This is a genomic window from Achromobacter sp. ACM03 (genome assembly GCF_014851665.1).
Lineage (GTDB): Bacteria > Pseudomonadota > Gammaproteobacteria > Burkholderiales > Burkholderiaceae_B > Achromobacter > Achromobacter aegrifaciens.
Window position 1 is genome coordinate 1,718,523 of record NZ_JACVAD010000001.1, and the last position, 15,485, is coordinate 1,734,007.

Annotated in this window: 17 protein-coding genes; 9 read left to right on the forward strand and 8 right to left on the reverse strand. The window is 68.2% G+C overall.

Features of this window, described 5'->3' with window-relative positions; genetic code table 11:
- Positions 1–104: 104 nt before the first annotated feature.
- From IB257_RS07890 to IB257_RS07925, 8 genes are all read left to right on the forward strand, one after another.
- Positions 105–539: a gamma-glutamylcyclotransferase gene (locus tag IB257_RS07890; RefSeq protein WP_054452511.1), complete on the forward strand. Its 435-nt coding sequence runs from the start codon at positions 105–107 to the stop codon at positions 537–539.
- Positions 540–636: 97 nt separating this feature from the next.
- Positions 637–1,365 (forward strand): helix-turn-helix domain-containing protein, encoded by a 729-nt coding sequence (locus IB257_RS07895; RefSeq protein WP_013394848.1) that lies wholly within the window; start codon positions 637–639, stop codon positions 1,363–1,365.
- A 62-nt stretch (positions 1,366–1,427) separates the two neighbouring features.
- Positions 1,428–2,564, forward strand: a complete 1,137-nt coding sequence (locus IB257_RS07900) for an alpha/beta fold hydrolase (RefSeq protein ID WP_192492115.1) — start codon at positions 1,428–1,430, stop codon at positions 2,562–2,564.
- Between the two features lie 162 nt (positions 2,565–2,726).
- On the forward strand, positions 2,727–4,031 hold the full coding sequence (locus IB257_RS07905; RefSeq protein WP_054452516.1) for an MFS transporter: 1,305 nt from the start codon (positions 2,727–2,729) through the stop codon (positions 4,029–4,031).
- A 61-nt stretch (positions 4,032–4,092) separates the two neighbouring features.
- Positions 4,093–4,545, forward strand: a complete 453-nt coding sequence (locus IB257_RS07910; protein ID WP_119449275.1) for a helix-turn-helix transcriptional regulator — start codon at positions 4,093–4,095, stop codon at positions 4,543–4,545.
- Complete coding sequence (locus tag IB257_RS07915) at positions 4,431–4,895, forward strand: SRPBCC domain-containing protein (protein ID WP_119449274.1); 465 nt, start codon at positions 4,431–4,433, stop codon at positions 4,893–4,895. The genes IB257_RS07910 and IB257_RS07915 overlap by 115 nt, the downstream gene beginning before the upstream one ends.
- A gap of 54 nt (positions 4,896–4,949) precedes the next feature.
- Entirely contained in the window at positions 4,950–5,651 is a 702-nt protein-coding gene (locus IB257_RS07920) for a DUF899 domain-containing protein (RefSeq protein WP_119449273.1), read from the forward strand.
- Positions 5,602–6,087 (forward strand): hypothetical protein, encoded by a 486-nt coding sequence (locus IB257_RS07925; protein ID WP_225588761.1) that lies wholly within the window; start codon positions 5,602–5,604, stop codon positions 6,085–6,087. Before IB257_RS07920 ends, IB257_RS07925 begins: the two co-directional genes overlap by 50 nt.
- Here the strand turns inward: IB257_RS07925 and IB257_RS07930 are convergent.
- From IB257_RS07930 to IB257_RS07940, 3 genes are all read right to left on the reverse strand, one after another.
- Positions 6,068–6,403 carry a 2Fe-2S iron-sulfur cluster-binding protein gene (locus IB257_RS07930; RefSeq protein ID WP_054452532.1) on the reverse strand — a complete coding sequence of 112 codons (336 nt, stop codon included), beginning with the start codon at positions 6,401–6,403 and terminating at the stop codon, positions 6,068–6,070. The genes IB257_RS07925 and IB257_RS07930 overlap by 20 nt on opposite strands.
- A gap of 25 nt (positions 6,404–6,428) precedes the next feature.
- Positions 6,429–7,016, reverse strand: a complete 588-nt coding sequence (locus IB257_RS07935; protein WP_054452535.1) for an NUDIX domain-containing protein — start codon at positions 7,014–7,016, stop codon at positions 6,429–6,431.
- Positions 7,017–7,109: 93 nt separating this feature from the next.
- Positions 7,110–8,129: an NAD(P)-dependent alcohol dehydrogenase gene (locus IB257_RS07940; protein WP_119449272.1), complete on the reverse strand. Its 1,020-nt coding sequence runs from the start codon at positions 8,127–8,129 to the stop codon at positions 7,110–7,112.
- A 240-nt stretch (positions 8,130–8,369) separates the two neighbouring features.
- On the opposite strand from IB257_RS07940, the gene IB257_RS07945 reads away from it, so the two are divergent.
- Complete coding sequence (locus IB257_RS07945; protein ID WP_119449362.1) at positions 8,370–9,290, forward strand: LysR substrate-binding domain-containing protein; 921 nt, start codon at positions 8,370–8,372, stop codon at positions 9,288–9,290.
- Positions 9,291–9,295: 5 nt separating this feature from the next.
- Here IB257_RS07945 and IB257_RS07950 read toward each other — a convergent pair whose 3' ends face one another.
- The 5 genes from IB257_RS07950 to IB257_RS07970 all read right to left on the reverse strand — a co-directional run bounded on the left by IB257_RS07950 (position 9,296) and on the right by IB257_RS07970 (position 15,415).
- Complete coding sequence (locus IB257_RS07950) at positions 9,296–10,549, reverse strand: Hsp70 family protein (protein ID WP_192492116.1); 1,254 nt, start codon at positions 10,547–10,549, stop codon at positions 9,296–9,298.
- A 65-nt stretch (positions 10,550–10,614) separates the two neighbouring features.
- Positions 10,615–11,793: a RhtX/FptX family siderophore transporter gene (locus IB257_RS07955; RefSeq protein ID WP_225588848.1), complete on the reverse strand. Its 1,179-nt coding sequence runs from the start codon at positions 11,791–11,793 to the stop codon at positions 10,615–10,617.
- A 25-nt stretch (positions 11,794–11,818) separates the two neighbouring features.
- Complete coding sequence (locus IB257_RS07960; protein ID WP_119449271.1) at positions 11,819–12,247, reverse strand: cupin domain-containing protein; 429 nt, start codon at positions 12,245–12,247, stop codon at positions 11,819–11,821.
- 56 nt (positions 12,248–12,303) lie between these two features.
- Positions 12,304–14,421: a TonB-dependent siderophore receptor gene (locus IB257_RS07965; protein WP_370540092.1), complete on the reverse strand. Its 2,118-nt coding sequence runs from the start codon at positions 14,419–14,421 to the stop codon at positions 12,304–12,306.
- Between the two features lie 115 nt (positions 14,422–14,536).
- Entirely contained in the window at positions 14,537–15,415 is an 879-nt protein-coding gene (locus tag IB257_RS07970) for an AraC family transcriptional regulator (protein ID WP_175164269.1), read from the reverse strand.
- Positions 15,416–15,485 lie beyond the last annotated feature (70 nt).

Here is a 15,485-nt window from a genome sequence, read left to right on the forward strand (position 1 = left end):
ATACGTGCCGGCTGGCTCGATATCCTGAATATGCGGCCAGATGCGAGAATTTCAACACCCTGCCCGCGCCATGGTTTTTTCGACGTGCAGCAACAACCTGACCTATGAGCATATACGTTTTTGTCTACGGCACCCTACGCGCGGGCGAAATCAATGACCTGGCTCAAGCCGCCGCCCGGCGCGGCTTGCCGGCGGCCCGCCATGTCGGTCCGGCCAGCGTGCCGGGCCGCCTGGTGGACTTCGGCGACTGGCCCGGCCTGATCCCGGTGGACGACGGCCGGCGCGTGCGCGGCGACGTTTTCCAGGTGGAGCCCGCCCTGGTGGCGCTGATGGACGAGATCGAGGAGTACGAATCCGGCAAGCCCTGCTGCTTCGTGCGGCGCGAGGTCGTGGCGCGCCTGGAACCGCCCGCGCAAGCCCCGGAACTGCGCTGCCAGTACTACCCGATAGACCCGGCCCTGCGCGGCGCGGCGGTCGATATAGCCGCCGACGACTGGGTCGCTTACCGCCTTGCGCGCCCCCTATCGGACGCCCCGTAAGACGCCCGTAGTAACAACGGACTACAATACAGCTTGTCTTAAGCTTTATACCCATGCCGGCATCCGTCCGCGCAATGGGCACTATAGAGGTCATCGTATGCAAAAACGGGTCCCCGTTGCCCCTGATGCCGCCCATTGCTCCACATGCATGCTGGGGCATGTGTGCGTGCCCGTGGGCATGGCAGCCGCGGAAGTGGAAAAGCTGGACGAACTGGTCAGGGAACGCGTGCGCCTTGAAAAAGGCAAGCCGCTCTATTCGCTGAATCACCCGCTGGACGCGGTCTACAGCGTGCGCTTCGGCAGCCTCAAGACGCAGCTGGAAGACGCGACCGGCCAGATCCAGGTCACCGGCTTTCATCTGCCCGGCGAAATCGTCGGCATGGACGGCATGCTGGACGGCAAGCACGTCTCGACCGCCGTGGCGCTGGAAGATTCCGAGGTCTGCGTCATCCGCCTGGCCGACATCGACCGGGTCGCGGCCCACCTGCCCTCGCTGCAGCAGCAATTCCGCCGCCTGATGAGCCGCGAAATCAACCGCTCGCACCAGATGCTGGCATCGCTGGGCTCCATGCGCTCCGAGCAGCGCCTGGCCGCGTTCCTGCTGAACTTGTCGCAGCGCTACGCTTCGCTGGGCTATTCCTCCACCGAATTCGTGCTGCGCATGAGCCGCGAGGAAATCGGCAACTACCTCGGCCTGACCCTGGAAACGGTCAGCCGGCTGTTCTCGCGCTTTGCGCGCGACGGCCTCATCAAGATCAACCAGCGCGAGGTCCGCATCCTGGACCTGCCCGCGCTCAAGCAGTTGCTGGGCCAAGAGAGCTGCTGAATTTCCGCCGCGCCATGCGCCGCGCACCCATCCTCCCCTTGCTTATAGCGCGGCCGGACCGCATGCGCGGCCTGGCCGCGCTGTTCGCCCTGGCGGCGCTCGCGCCGCTGGCCGCGCGCGCGCAGACGCCCCTGCCCGACCCTTACGACTACAGCGAAACCGCGCCCGCGCCCAAGCGCGCGGCGCCCTTGCGCTGGCAGTCCGTGGAACTGGGCAAGCCCGGCCACCGCTACAAGATGCCGGTCTACGCCAACCGCGACCTGGCCAAGGACGACCTGCGCAACATCAAGCAGGTCGTGGTCGTGATCCACGGCGTCAAGCGCGACGCCGACCGCTATTACGAATCTGTCGCCGCGCTGCTGGCGCACAACCCCGAGCGGGCCCGCGACACCCTGATCCTGGCGCCGCGCTTCTCGGGCTCCATCGATTCGGGTTTCGGCGGCATGGCGGCCTGGCGCAAGGCCAGCTGGGAAGACGGGGAAGACAGCGTGCAGGCCGCGGGACGCCCCGCGCCCGTCAGCTCGTTCCAGGTGCTGGACGACCTGCTGCGCAGCCTGGACGACCGCAAGCGCCTGGCCTCGCTGGCCGGCATCGTGCTGGCCGGCCACTCGGCCGGCGGGCAGTTGGTACAACGCTACGCGGTGCTGAACAACATCGACGGCCCGCTGCGGCGCGACGGGCTGGCGCTGCGCTACGTCGTCGCCAATCCTTCGTCCTACCTGTACCTGAGCAACGAGCGCCCCCGCGCCGACGGCAAGGGCTATGCGCCCTACGAGCGCGGCATCTGCCCCACCTACAACCAGTACAAGTACGGCCCGGACAAGCTGCCCGCGTACTCGCGCGAGACCGACGAATCCAAGCTCTTTGTGCGCTACGCCGCGCGCGACGTCACCTATCTGCTGGGCGGCGCCGACAACAATCCCGAAGACCGCCTGCTGGACAAGACCTGCGGCGCGGAAGCCCAGGGCGCGACCCGGCTGGCCCGCGGCACAGGCTACGCACAATACGAACACGTGCTGGCCGCCCGCGGCGCCAAACCCGTGACGCTGCACCGGCGCGCCTTCGAAGTGGCCGGCATCGGCCACAACAGCAAAGGCATGTTCGGCTCGGTCTGCGGCACGCAGGCGCTGCTGGGCGACGAGGCCCAGGCGGCGGAAGGCGCCGCGCCTTGCGAAGTCATCAAGCCACGCGGCAAGTGAGCCGGCGCGGCCAGGCCTGACAAAAAGCTGAACAAGAAGCGGTATTGATACGCGTGCATTTCCGCGCGCGCAGGCGCAACATAACGCAATGCATGTTCCATTCGCGGCCCACCCGCGATCGCGTGTCCGGCGTCCCCCGACAAACGCACCCGAAGGATGGATATGACACAAGCGTATCTCGACATCCCCGACGCGAAGCGCCGCATCAAGGCGATCTTCATCGGCTCCATGGGCAATCTGGTGGAGTGGTATGACTTCTACGCCTATACCGCTTTCGCCCTGTACTTCGCCCCCGCGTTTTTCCCGTCCCACGACCCGGTCGTCCAGCAACTGAACGCGGCCACGCTGTTCGCGGCCGGCTTCATCGTGCGTCCGCTCGGCGGCTGGCTGTTCGGCCATCTGGCCGACCGCCATGGGCGGCGCCTGTCGCTGATGGTGTCGGTGGGGATGATGTGCGTGGGCTCGCTGATCATCGCGGTCACGCCCACCTATGCCACCATCGGCCTGGCCGCGCCCGCGCTGCTGGCCCTGGCGCGCGTGATCGAGGGGCTGAGCCTGGGCGGCGAGTATGGCGCCAGCGCCACCTACCTGACCGAGATCGCGGACCCCGAGCATCGCGGCTTCTATTCCAGCTTCCAGTACGTCACGCTGATCGGCGGCCAGCTCTGCGCCATCCTGGTGCTGCTGCTGTTGCAGAACGTGTTCCTGACCCACGAGCAGTTGGTGGAATGGGGCTGGCGCATCCCCTTCGTGATCGGCGCCATGCTGGCCATCATCACGGCCCTGATGCGGCGCGACATGCCCGAGACGGATTCCTACAAGGAGGCGCAGAAAGCACCCAAGCCGCAGACCAGTTCGCTGCGCGGCCTGCTGAAATATCCGCGCGAGGTCGCGATCGTGGTGGGCCTGACCGCGGGCGGCACCGCGGCGTTCTATACCTTCACCACCTACATGCAGACCTTCGTGCGGCAGACCTCGGGCTTCTCCGACATCGTCACCACCTACATCATCGCCGGGTCGCTGATCTTCGCGCTGATCCTGCAGCCGGTGTATGGCGCGCTGTCCGACAAGATCGGGCGCAAGCCGCTGCTGGTGTTCTTCGGCGTGGCAGGCGCGGCGCTCACGGTGCCCATCCTGATGACGCTGTCGCATACGCATTCGCCCTTCATGGCCTTCCTGCTGATCTGCGGCGCCTGGGTGTTCACGGCCGGCTACACCTCCATCAACGCGGTGGTGAAGGCGGAACTCTTCCCCACCAACATCCGCGCCACCGGCGTGGCCGTGCCCTACGCCGTGACGGTGTCGATCTTCGGCGGCACGGCGCCGGCCATTGCCCTGTTCTTCAAACAGCAGGGGCACGAGGAGTGGTTCTACTACTACCTCGCCGGCATCATCTTCCTGTCGCTGCTGGTGTACGCCACCATGCGCGACACCAAGCACCGGTCGGCCATGCACCAGCACGCCTGATTCCTTTCGCGCCAACTTTGTTGCTTGACAGTCCCGCGGCTTCGGCTTAATACTTAACCCTATGGTTAAGTTTAAAGACGACACACTGGACAGCATCTTTTCGGCCCTGGCAGACGGCACGCGGCGCCGGGTGCTGGCCGACCTGGAACAAGGCGCGGCCTCGGTCAGCGAGCTGGCCCGGCCGCACGCCATGTCCCTGCCCGCTTTCATGAAGCATCTGCGCGTGCTGGAAGACGCCGGCCTGATCGCCCGCGCCAAGGACGGCCGCGTCGTGAACTGCACGCTATCGCCCGAACCCATGCGGGCGGCATCCGACTGGCTGGCCCGCTACGAGAAGTTCTGGAACGGGCAGCTGGATTCGCTGGCGCGCTACCTGTACCACGAGGAAGAGGTCCATCCATGGAAAAACGAAGCACCCGAGGCGAAACAGCCCCCATCGAACTCCGCCTCAAACGCCGCTTCGACGCCCCCGTCGAACGCGTCTGGCGCGCCTGGACGGACCCGCAAGCGCTGATGCGCTGGTTCGGTCCCGCCGAAACCCGCAAGGTGCTGCGGGCGGAAACCGACGTGCGCGTGGGCGGCGCCTATCAGGTGGGATTCGCCACCGAGGACGGGCTGGAGCACCACGCCAGCGGCCACTACCGCGAAGTCGAACCGCAGCGCCGCCTGGTGTTTACCTGGGCCTGGCGCGATACGCCCGCGGAAGTCTCGCTGATCACCCTGGAATTCACCCCTGCCGGCGGCGGCACCGAGCTTGCCTTCCTGCAAACCCCGTTCGTCGACCAGGCCACCCGCGACAGCCACCAGCATGGCTGGCTGGGCGCGCTGGAACGGCTGGCGGCCCATCTGGCGAAGCCGGCCTGAATCCCCGCCGTTCGCCCTACCCGGGCCTGCCGGCCCGTTCCAAGGAGACACACGATGCAGACCGATCACCCCGTCGTATCCCGAGCGCAATGGGACATCGCGCGCGAGGCGCTGCTGCGCCGCGAAAAAGAACTGACTCGTGCCCAGGACGCGCTGGCCCGCGAGCGCATGGCCCTGCCCTGGGTCAAAGTGGACAAGCCCTATCGCTTCCAGGGCGCGGCCGGCTCCGTGGACCTGGCCGCGCTGTTCCAGGGCAGGAGCCAGCTCATCGTCTACCACTTCATGTTCGGCCCGGACTGGGAGGAAGGCTGCGTGGGCTGCTCGTTCCTGGCCGACCACATGGACAGCGCGCTCATGCACCTGCGCCAGCATGACGTGACGGTGGTCGCCGTGTCGCGAGCCCCCTACGCCAAGCTGGAGGCCTTCAAGCGCCGCATGGGCTGGCAGTTCCCCTGGTACTCGTCCGAAGGCTGCGACTTCAATTTCGACCTGCTGGCCTCCGTGCCCAAGGCCGACGGCAGCATGGAGGAAAACTCCGGCGCCAGCGCGTTCTTCCGCGACCCGGACGGCGAGATCTTTCATACCTATTCAAGCTTCTCGCGCGGCGTGGAAAGGCTGGCCGGGGCCTACAACTACCTGGAATTGGCGCCCCTGGGCCGCAACGAGAACGGCCCGCACTTCAACCTGGGCGACTGGGTACGCCACCATGACCGCTACGACGACGCGCGGCCGCACGCCTGCCACGCCTGCGGCTAGGCGCAAGCCCGGCGATGCAGTCCGCGTGGCCTCCGACGCCGCCGTCCTGTGGCTGGCCTGCACCGCAGCCATGGCCGCGGGGCTGTGGGCAGACACGCTGCGCACGCCGGCGGCGCTGCTGGCCAGCCTGTGCGGGGCGTCCGGCGGGCTGCTGGACCAAGCGTGGCGCCATGCGGCCCTGATGCCCGCCAGCAGCGCAGCCATGCTGCTTGCCGCGCTACTGCCACTGCCGGGCGCGCCGCGCATGGCAGCGCGGCTGGCCTGCGCGCTGGCGATGGGGCTGGGCATGCTGGCAGGGGCTCAATGGGGCATGGCGGCGGCGCTGGCCGCGAGCGTCGCGCCATTCGGCGGAATGGCGGCCGGCATGGCGCTGGGAATGGGCGTCGCCATGGCCGCCGCGGCGCTGATTGCAGGCGCTAGCGCCGCGCCCCGGTAAGCGGGCGCGGCGGCGCAACGGGCGCGGCCTCGATCGGCGCGGCCAGGGGCGCCTGGATTTCCAGGGCGGACTCGGCCTGCGCCACGCAGGGCAGGATCCAGCCTTCTTCCTTCTCGTCGCGCGACAGCCCCGGCCACTCGATGCGGTACGAGATCTCGCCTTCCAGCAGCAGGCACATGCAGGCGCGGCATGTGCCGTTACGGCACGAACTGGGCAGCTTGATGCCGGCCGCCTGCGCCGCCAGCAGCACGGAGGTATCGGCCGGCGCGTCAAAGCGCAGGCCGGCGGGCTGCACCAGAACGGGAAATGCGGACATGTCTGGACAGATTCCGGACCGGGCTTCAGCCCGCGTTGTCCTGCCAGTCCAGCTGCCAGGCGCCGGACAGCACGTTCTGCATCCACAACACGCAGGTCAGCGTCTTGGCGTCGGTGACCTCGCCCTTGGCGCAAGCCTCGATCAGCTCGGCGGGATCCGCGCTGATCACATCCAGGAATTCGTCCTGGTCCAATTGGCGAGGCCCGGCGCGCAGGCCGCGGGCGAAGTAGATATGGATGATCTCGGTGGAATACGCGATGGCCAGGTGCAGCGCTCCCGCATGCGCCCACTGATCCGCGGTATAGCCGGTTTCCTCCAGCAGCTCGCGCTTGCCGCAGGCCAGCGGATCCTCGCCCGGATCCAGCTTCCCGGCCGGGAACTCGGTCATCACGCGTCCGATGGGATAACGGAACTGACGCTCCAGCAGGACCCGGCCATCGTCCAGCAGCGGGATCACCACCACCGCGCCCGGATGCACCACGTACTCGCGCGTGGCCGTGTTGCCGTTGGGCAGGCTGACCGTGTCGCGGCGGATCTTCAGGAAGGCGCCGTTGTATGGCGCCTCGCTGGCGACGAGTTTTTCTTCGAGATGGGAATCGGGCTTGCGGGTCATGGCGGGTCGGATACCTCAAGGGACGCGCGGATGATGGCCAGTCCGCGCGGGCAGCACGAGCTTACCATCGCCGCCCGCCTTCCCCGATGACGCCTACTCCGCGACGCGGATGACGAGCTTGCCGAAGTGCCGGCCCGACGCCAGGTGCTCGAACGCCTCGCGCGCTTCGGCAAACGAGTAGACGCGGTCGATGACCGGCGCGATGCGCGCCACGTCGACGAAACGCGCCACGTCCTCGAGCATCTTGCGGCTGCCGACGAAGATGCCTTCCAGCCGCTTGACGCCCGCGATCAACGCCAAGGGCGCGACCGGCACGGCCGCGAAGCCGCTGACGCCGCCGATGACCGCAATGGTGCCTCCCATGCGCGCGGCCGCGACGGAACGTTCGAGCGTGCCTTCGCCGCCGACTTCCACCACCACGTGGGCGCCCTCGCCGCCGGTCAGGCGCAGCACTTCGTCCTGCCATTGCGGCGTTTCACGGTAGTTGATCGTAAGGTCCGCGCCCAGCTCGCGCGCGCGGGCCAGCTTGTCCGCGCTGGACGAGGTGATGATGGTGCGCATGCCGGCTGCCTTGGCCAGTTGCAGGCCCCAGATGGAAACCCCGCCCGTGCCCAGGAACAAAGCCGTCTGGCCCGCCTTGGCGCGTCCGGCGACGAACAGCGCGTTCCATGCGGTGACGGCGGCGCAAGGCAGGGTCGAGGCCTGCTCGTCGCTCAAGGATGCCGGCGTTGCGACCAGGGCGTGCTCGGCAAACACACTCTCGGTGGACAGCAGGCCGTCGGTGGCGGCGCCCGGCGCCAGCGCCACCGTGGCAGGCGTGGGCTCGCCATCGATCCAGTCCGGCATGAATGCGCCCATGACGCGGTCGCCGACCTTGAACCGGCTCACGCCCGCACCCACCTCGATCACCTCGCCCGCGGCGTCGGAGGCGGGTATGACCGGATCGCCCGAACCCTTCAGATACTCGCCGCGCGCCACCATCAGGTCGCGGTAGTTCAGCGACACGGCCTTGATGCGCACGCGCAGCTCCAACGGCCCCAGGCTGCGAGGCTGGCGCGTGACGCGCTCCAGCGAAGCGATGTCCTTGCCGCTGGTGACGGTGTATGCCTGCATGTTGTTTCTCCTATCGATTCAAAAAAGGCCCCCACGCTGCGCCTTCGGCTTGCTGCCCCCCAAGGGGGCTTTTTTTTTGCCTTGGGGCGGCCCGGCGGCAAAAAAGACCGCCGCCCGCCATTGGCGGCTATCCGTGACGGTCAAGTACCGATAAGATATATGGGAACCAATTTCCCTAGTGGCGAATGTTTTTCATTTCATAGAATCCCACCAGGAACCAATAAATGCAGGGAGTCCATGATGGCTACAGCGATCACCTATGACCGGCTGAGCGGCATCGAAGTCTTCGTTCAGGCCGTGGAAGCAGGCAGCTTCGCGCTCGCGGCGCAACGCCTGAACCTCACGCGCTCCGCGGTGGGCAAGTCCATCGCGCGGCTGGAGGCGCGGCTGGGCGCCAGGCTGTTCCACCGCACCACCCGCCAGCAAAGCCTGACCGACGATGGCCAGGCCTATTACGACCGTTGCGTGCGCGCGCTGGCCGAACTGCAGACCGCCGAGGCCGAGCTGGACAGCGGCCGGCGCGAGCCCCAGGGTCGCTTGCGCGTCAGCGCGCCGTTGGTGTTCGGCCGCCATTGCGTCGCGCCCGTGCTGCGCGAACTGGCACAGCAGCATCCGCAACTGCAGGTGGAGGTTTCATTCAACGACCGGGTGGTCGATCTGATCGAGGAAGGCTACGACCTGGGCATCCGCGTGGGCGAGCTGCCCGACAGCGCCAGCCTGGCCGCGCGGCGGCTCGGCATGCAGACCATGGGCATCGGGGCTTCTCCCGCATACATCCAGGCACATGGCCGCCCGGTCACCGTGGATGAGATGCAGCGGCATGCCGCCATCGTCTACACGCGCAACGGCGTGGACAAGGCCTGGGCGCTGCATGGGCCCGACGGCCAGGTACTGCAGCTGCGTCCGCGTCCGTGCCTGCGTCTGGACGACCTGCAAGCCATCGCGGACGCCGCCATCGCCGGCGCGGGGCTCGCCTGGCTGCCCTGCTGGATGCTGACGCACTATGTGCGCACCGGCGAGCTGGACGTGCTGATGCACGGCGATCGCCTGGCCGCGCAAGAGGTGCACGCCGTCTGGCCGCAAGCGCGCTACCTGCCGTCCAAGACGCGCGCCGCCATCGACGCGCTGGCGGCCCGCGTACCCTCGATGCTGGCCGCCTGAGCGGCTCAGCCGAACTTGCGGCGGGCGTCCAGCGCCAGGCCGGCGCCGATGCTGCCGAACAGGTCGCCTTCGACGCTGCGCGCGCCCGGCACCAGGGCTGACACCGATTCGCGCAAACGCGGCACGCGGCTGGAACCGCCGGTGAAGAACACCGTATCCACGTCCGCGGTCGATACGCCGGCGTCGCGCAGCAACGCGCCCACCGTGGTCTCGACCTTTTCGATCAGGCGGCCCACGCAGGCGTCGAACGAGGGGCGCGTCACGTCCACGCCCAGCTCCGGCGCGATGCGCGACAGGTCGATGCGCGCGGCGGGCGTCTCCGACAGTGCGATCTTGGCCTCTTCGACCTGCACCGCCACCCAGTGGCCGGCGCGCTGCTTGACCAGGTTCAGCAGCAGGTCGATCTTCTCGCGGTCGCCGGCCTCGGCGCGGATGTAGGCGAAATGTTCGGCGGCCTTGCGCGTATAGGCCTGGTTGATGGTGTGCCAGCAGGCCAGGTTGCCGTATTGCGTGGAGGGCACATCCTTGCCGCTGCGCAGCTGGCTGCCCAGCCCCAGCATGGGCATCACGTGCGCCAGGCTGAGCTGCTTGTCGAAGTCCACCCCGCCGATGTGCACGCCGCCGTAGGCCAGGATGTCTTCGCGGCGGTCGGCCTTGGTGGCGCGGCCGGGCCCCAGGCGGATCAGCGAGAAATCGGAAGTACCGCCGCCGATGTCGATGACCAGCACCAGTTCTTCGCGGTCGATCTGCGATTCATAATCGAATGCGGCGGCCAGCGGCTCGAACTGGAACTCGATATCGGTGAAGCCGACGCTGCGCGCGATCTCGCCCAGCGTGTCCTGGGCGGTCTGGTCGGCGGCCGGATTGTCGTCCACGAAGAACACCGGCCGGCCCAGCACGGCGCGCGTGAAGCCGCGCCCCGCTGCGGTTTCCGCGCGGTGCTTGAGTTCGGCGATGAAGCGCGTGAGCAGGACGCGGAACGGAATCGAACGGCCCTGCACTTCCGTCGAGCCGTCGATCAGCGAGCTGCCCAGCAGGCTCTTCATCGAGCGCATCAGGCGCCCGTCGTAGCCCGCCAGGTAGTCGGAGATGGCGGCCCGGCCATAGCTGACTTCGGCGTCTTCGTCATGGAAGAAAATGGCCGAGGGCAAGGTGGTCTTGCCGTCTTCCAGGGCGAGGAGCGCGCGCTGATCGGGGCGGCTCCAGCCCACGGTGGAATTGGACGTGCCGAAGTCGACGCCGCATGCGGTGGAAATCATGGGGAATTCTGGGGCTGAAAGCAAAACGGCGCATAAGTGTAGCCGCAACCGCCAGAATCGCCATATCAGCCCGTGCGCGCCAGCGCCCTGGCCGTGAACGCCAGCGTCGCGGCCGCCACCAGCAAGCCGCTGGCAAAGCCCCCCGCGTAGCCGACCTGGGCCGCCAGCCCGGTCATGAGGGACGAGGTCAGGATCTCGCCCAGGTCGCGCGCGCTCTGCACCGCCGTCATGTCGGTGCCGGCCTGCTCGCCGCGGCTGGCAAAGCGCATGGCCAGCGTCATCAGGGCCACGGACGCGGCGCCCGCGCCGAACGCGCCCAGCGCCTGCGCGCCCAGGGCGCTGCCCGCCTGCGACGGCATCCAGCCCTGGGCCTGCGCCATCCAGGCCAGCGCGGCCGCGCCCGAGGCAGCCAGGCCCAGCGCCAGCACCGCGCGCGCGCCCAGCCGGCCGATCAGCCATGCGCCACCGCCGCAACCCAGCAGCACCGTCACCACGCCCCCCGCCATGCCGACGCGCCCCACGGCCTCGACCGCCCAGCCCGCATCCACCAGGAACAGCTTGGACAGGCCATAGCCCGCCACCGCCGTCATGGCCGACAGGAAGGCGGCCGCGGCCAGGGCCCAGGCGCCGGGGCGGCGCACGAAGGCGCCCAGCGTGGCGCGGCGCCTGGCCGCGGGCATGGCCAGTTCGGTTTCACGCCAGGCGGCCGCCAGCAGCAGGCTGAACGCCACCACGGCCGCCAGGGTCAGCAACGCGCCGGTCTGTCCGATATGGCCGGCCAGTACCAGGCAACCCGGTCCGCCGAAGAAGAAGCCCACCATGGTGCCGCCCACCTGCACGGCATTGGCGCGCGCCAGATCCTGCCCCTGGAAGCGCTCCGCCGTCAGGCCGTCGGTGGCGATATCCTGCGTCGCACTGGCCAACGAAGCCAGCGCCATCAAAGCGACCACCCACGCCGCCCCCGCGGCATCGATGCCGAGCAAGGACAGCGCCAGCAGGCAGGCCAGCACCACGGCCTGCATCGGCAGGATCCAGCTGCGCCGCCGGCCCATGGCGCGGGTCCAGCGGTTGTCGACCACGGGCGCCCACAGGAACTTCACCACCCAAGGCAGGCCGACCAGCGGCAGCCAGGCCAGCGCGTGCAGGTCCGCGCCGTCGCGGCGCAGCAGCGTGGGCAAAGCCTCCATGGCCACGCCCAGCGGTATGCCTTGGGAAAAATACAAGGCGCCTATCATCACGAACATGCGTGCGTCTGCAATACGGTTCACTTCAGATTTCCTTCAACAAGGGGCTGCGGGATTGCGGCGCATCCGCGCGACGGTGTTCGCTGCCCTGCCCCGGCGTCACGAACAGGATCTTGCCGGGACAGGCCACGTGCAGCCTGTGCCACACGCCGCGCGGCACGATGGCGCTGCGCCGGGTATCCAGCAGCATGTCGGTCTGGACGCCGTCCTCCGCCATCAGCGTGACCACCACGCGCCCTTCCAGCACGCAGAGCATTTCATCGCCGGCCGGGTGGCGCTCCCACACATCGCCATGCACGTCGGCGTCGCTGGCCACGGCCTTGATGCCGACCAGCCATTCGTCCTGCGGCGCGAGGCGGCGCAGACGGCCCACGTCGCGCATGGCGCCGTCGCGCCCCAGCGCCACGAAGTGGTCCAGCCAGTCGAACACCGGCCCGGTATCGGGTGCACTCATCGATCTCTCCTTCTGGTTGCCGGCGGACGCGCGCGGTGGGCGTCCGCCGCGGGTCATCAGTATTCGGCGCGCAGGGTCAGCATGACGTTGCGGGGCTCGCCGTAGCGGTTGTTCCAGGCCGTGCCCGACAGGCTCTGGTAATAGCCGCGGTCGAACAGGTTGTTGACGTTGAGCGCCGCGGTCACGTGCTTGTCCACGCGATAGGCCATGCGCAGGTCCACCAGCGCATAGCCGCCCTGGCGCAGCGTGACGGGACCGGACACCGTGGAATAGCCCGACTGCACCTGCAGCCCGCCGCCCACGCTCAGCCGCCGCTCCATGCCGGGCAAGGCATAGTTGGTCCACAGGCGGAAGATGTGCTTGGGCGTGAAGCGCGCGAACGGCTGTCCGCCGGATTCCGAATCCGTCAGGTACTTGCTGGTGTTGAAGGTGTAGCCCGCGGCCACCGTCCAGTAGGGCGTGATGCTGCCGGAGGCTTCAGCCTCGATCCCACGACTGCGCACTTCCCCACCCGAGATGTAGTAGCAGTTGCGGCCCACGCATGGCCATGCCGGGTCCTCCTGCGCGCGGTTCTTCTGCTGGATCTGGAACACGGCCAGCGACAGGTTCAAGGCGCCGTCCGCCAGTTCGCCTTTGACGCCGGCCTCGTAGTTGGTGCCGGTAATGGGATCCAGCGGCTGGCCGTCGCGCGTCAGCTCGCCCTGCGGCTGGAAGACCTGCGCATAGCTGCCATACAGCGACCATTGGCGGTCGAGGTCGACGATCAGCCCGCCATAGGGCGTGAACTCCGGATCGATGCGCTGGCGCGCGCGGGGCGCGCTCTGGTTCCACCAGCTCATGCGTCCGCCCAGCACCAGCGTCACCGGATCGGCCAGCGAAAAGCGGCCCATGCCGTAGACGCCCTGTTGCTTGAGCCGGGTCTCCCCGGGCGAGGTGTACGGCCCCACGCCAGGCTCGGGCACGCTGTGCGGATCCCAGTCGAAGACATTGACCGGCACGTTCGGATAGGGCGTCAGGTCCGCGCTGTACTGCTCGGACGTGGTGCGTTGGGCATTGCCGCCCAGCAGCAGTTCATGGCGCCGGCCGAACAGTTGCACCGGGCCGCCGACATAGGCGTCCACGCTGGCCTGGGTGTTGTCGAACTTGTAGGCCGCGCCCATCAAGGAGGAACCCAACCCGGTCTGGCGGTCTATCGCGCCATAGGCGCCGGCGTACTTCAGGTTGCTGTCCGCGGTCAGGTAATTGGCGCTGATCTTGGCGCTCCAGCCTTGGCCGAAGCGATGCTCCAGGTCCGCGAACACACGCGTCGTATCCCAGTTGAAGCGGTCCCAGGCCACGTCCAGGTAGGTCGAGCGCTTCAGGCCGATATCGCCGCCGTCCTTGTAGCGCGGCACGCCGGCCATGTTGGTGGTGGAGCGGATGCGTTGGGTCTGCAGGCCGGCGGACAGCACCGTGTCCGGCCCCAGGTCCACCTCGCCTATCGCGTAGAGCAGCGCCGATTGCTGATCCGCGACGTCATAGAAATAACCACGGTCTTCCACGGCGCCGACGATGCGGCCGCGCACGCTGCCGCTGTCGTTCAAGGGGCCGCCCAGGTCGGCCTCCGCACGGTAGCGATCCCAGCTGCCGGCGCTGAGGGAGCCGTTGAACGAGAACTCGCGTTGCGGCCGCTTGCGCACCAGGTTCACCGTGGCGGCGGGATTGCCCGCGCCATGCATCAGGCCGTTGGCGCCGCGCAGGATCTCCACGCGTTCGTACACCGCCATGTCCTGCGGCGATGCCGCCATGTTGCCCATCAGCACGGGCACGCCGTCCTGCTCGAACGAATCTACTTTGAAGCCGCGCGCGTAGTACGCGGTGGTCAGCAGCTGATAGGGCTGCACCGTGATGCCGGTGGCGTGCTGTATCACCTCATCCAGGCTTTGCAGGTTCTGCTCGCGCATCCGCTCCTGCCCGATCACCGTCACCGACTGCGGAATCTCGCGCAGCGTCAGCGGCAGTTTGCCGAGGGTCGCCGTGTCCTGCGCCACGCCCTCGCCGCTGACCGTCACCGCCGGCAGCGACGCGGCCTCCTGCGCCAGCGCCGGCCCCGCCGCCACCGCCAGCCACAGCGGCCAATGCCGCGCCCGCGCCGCGTTCCTGCGCGGCGCCCCCGTTTTCACCTGTTTTCGCACTGCCTGTCCTCTTAGAATTTTATTGAGAATAATTCTCAAGTAATTCTAGGAACGACAGCGGCCGCGCGTTGGCGATTGCGGAAGTCTTGCTGGCGATTGCCGAAGTTTCGACGCCTTAGCGGCCCGGCGCGACACTGCTGGGCAGCACGCCGTAGCGGCGCAGGAACGCCTTGGTGAAGTGCGAATCGGTATAGCCGCAGGCGTAGGCCGCCTCGGACACGGTATAGGCGCCTTCGGCCAGCAGCGCCTGGGCCTGCTCCATGCGCCGCTCGCGCACGTAGGCGTAGACGCTCTGGCCGAACAGCTTGCGAAAGCCGGTGGTGAGCTTGTTGACGTTCACGCCCACGCGTCGCGCCAGTTCGGGCAGCGAGGGCGGGTCCTGCAGGTTCGCCGCAACCAGGTCGCGCGCGTGATGCAGGCGTTCCACGTCGGCGCGCGTCAGGCCGCGCACGGGAGCGCCCTGCTCCGCCGGCTGCAGCGCGCCCAAGGCAAGCGCGGTCAGTTCCAGCGCCTTGGCCGAGAGGTACATGCGCCTGAGGGCGCCCTGCACCGGGCAGGCCAGCATCTGGTGGCCCAGAGCCTCCAGCTTGCGGTCCGCCCGCATATTGGCCTCGGCGTATGCGCCAACGGCCCGCGGCGCGCGCAGCAGGCCCGCCAATTGGGCCGGGTCCATGGCAAAGGCATCGCGCAGATGGTCCAGTCCCGTGCGCAGGGACACGAAGCGCAAGGACTGATGGGCGCCAAACTCGTGCTCCATGCCCATGGCGTCCTGGCACACGCTCAGGTGCAGCGCGGGCCCGCTCACGCGGGTGGACGCGGCGCCGCGCACGCTATAGCGCAGGTCCCCGTCCAGCACGAGCACCAGCTTCAGGCCCGGCTCCAGGCGCTCCTGCACGCGCTCGTCGCGGCCAAAGCGCAGCGTGCCGCCCGCCAGCGAAATAGCGGGCGTGGCGGCCGATACGGTCCAATCAGGTTCGGGATGGGCGGCGGTCAAGATGGCGGCTCCGTCGCGGCGGGCAGCGCTGTTGATGAGATTGAATATTATTACCGTTTGACCAGAACGG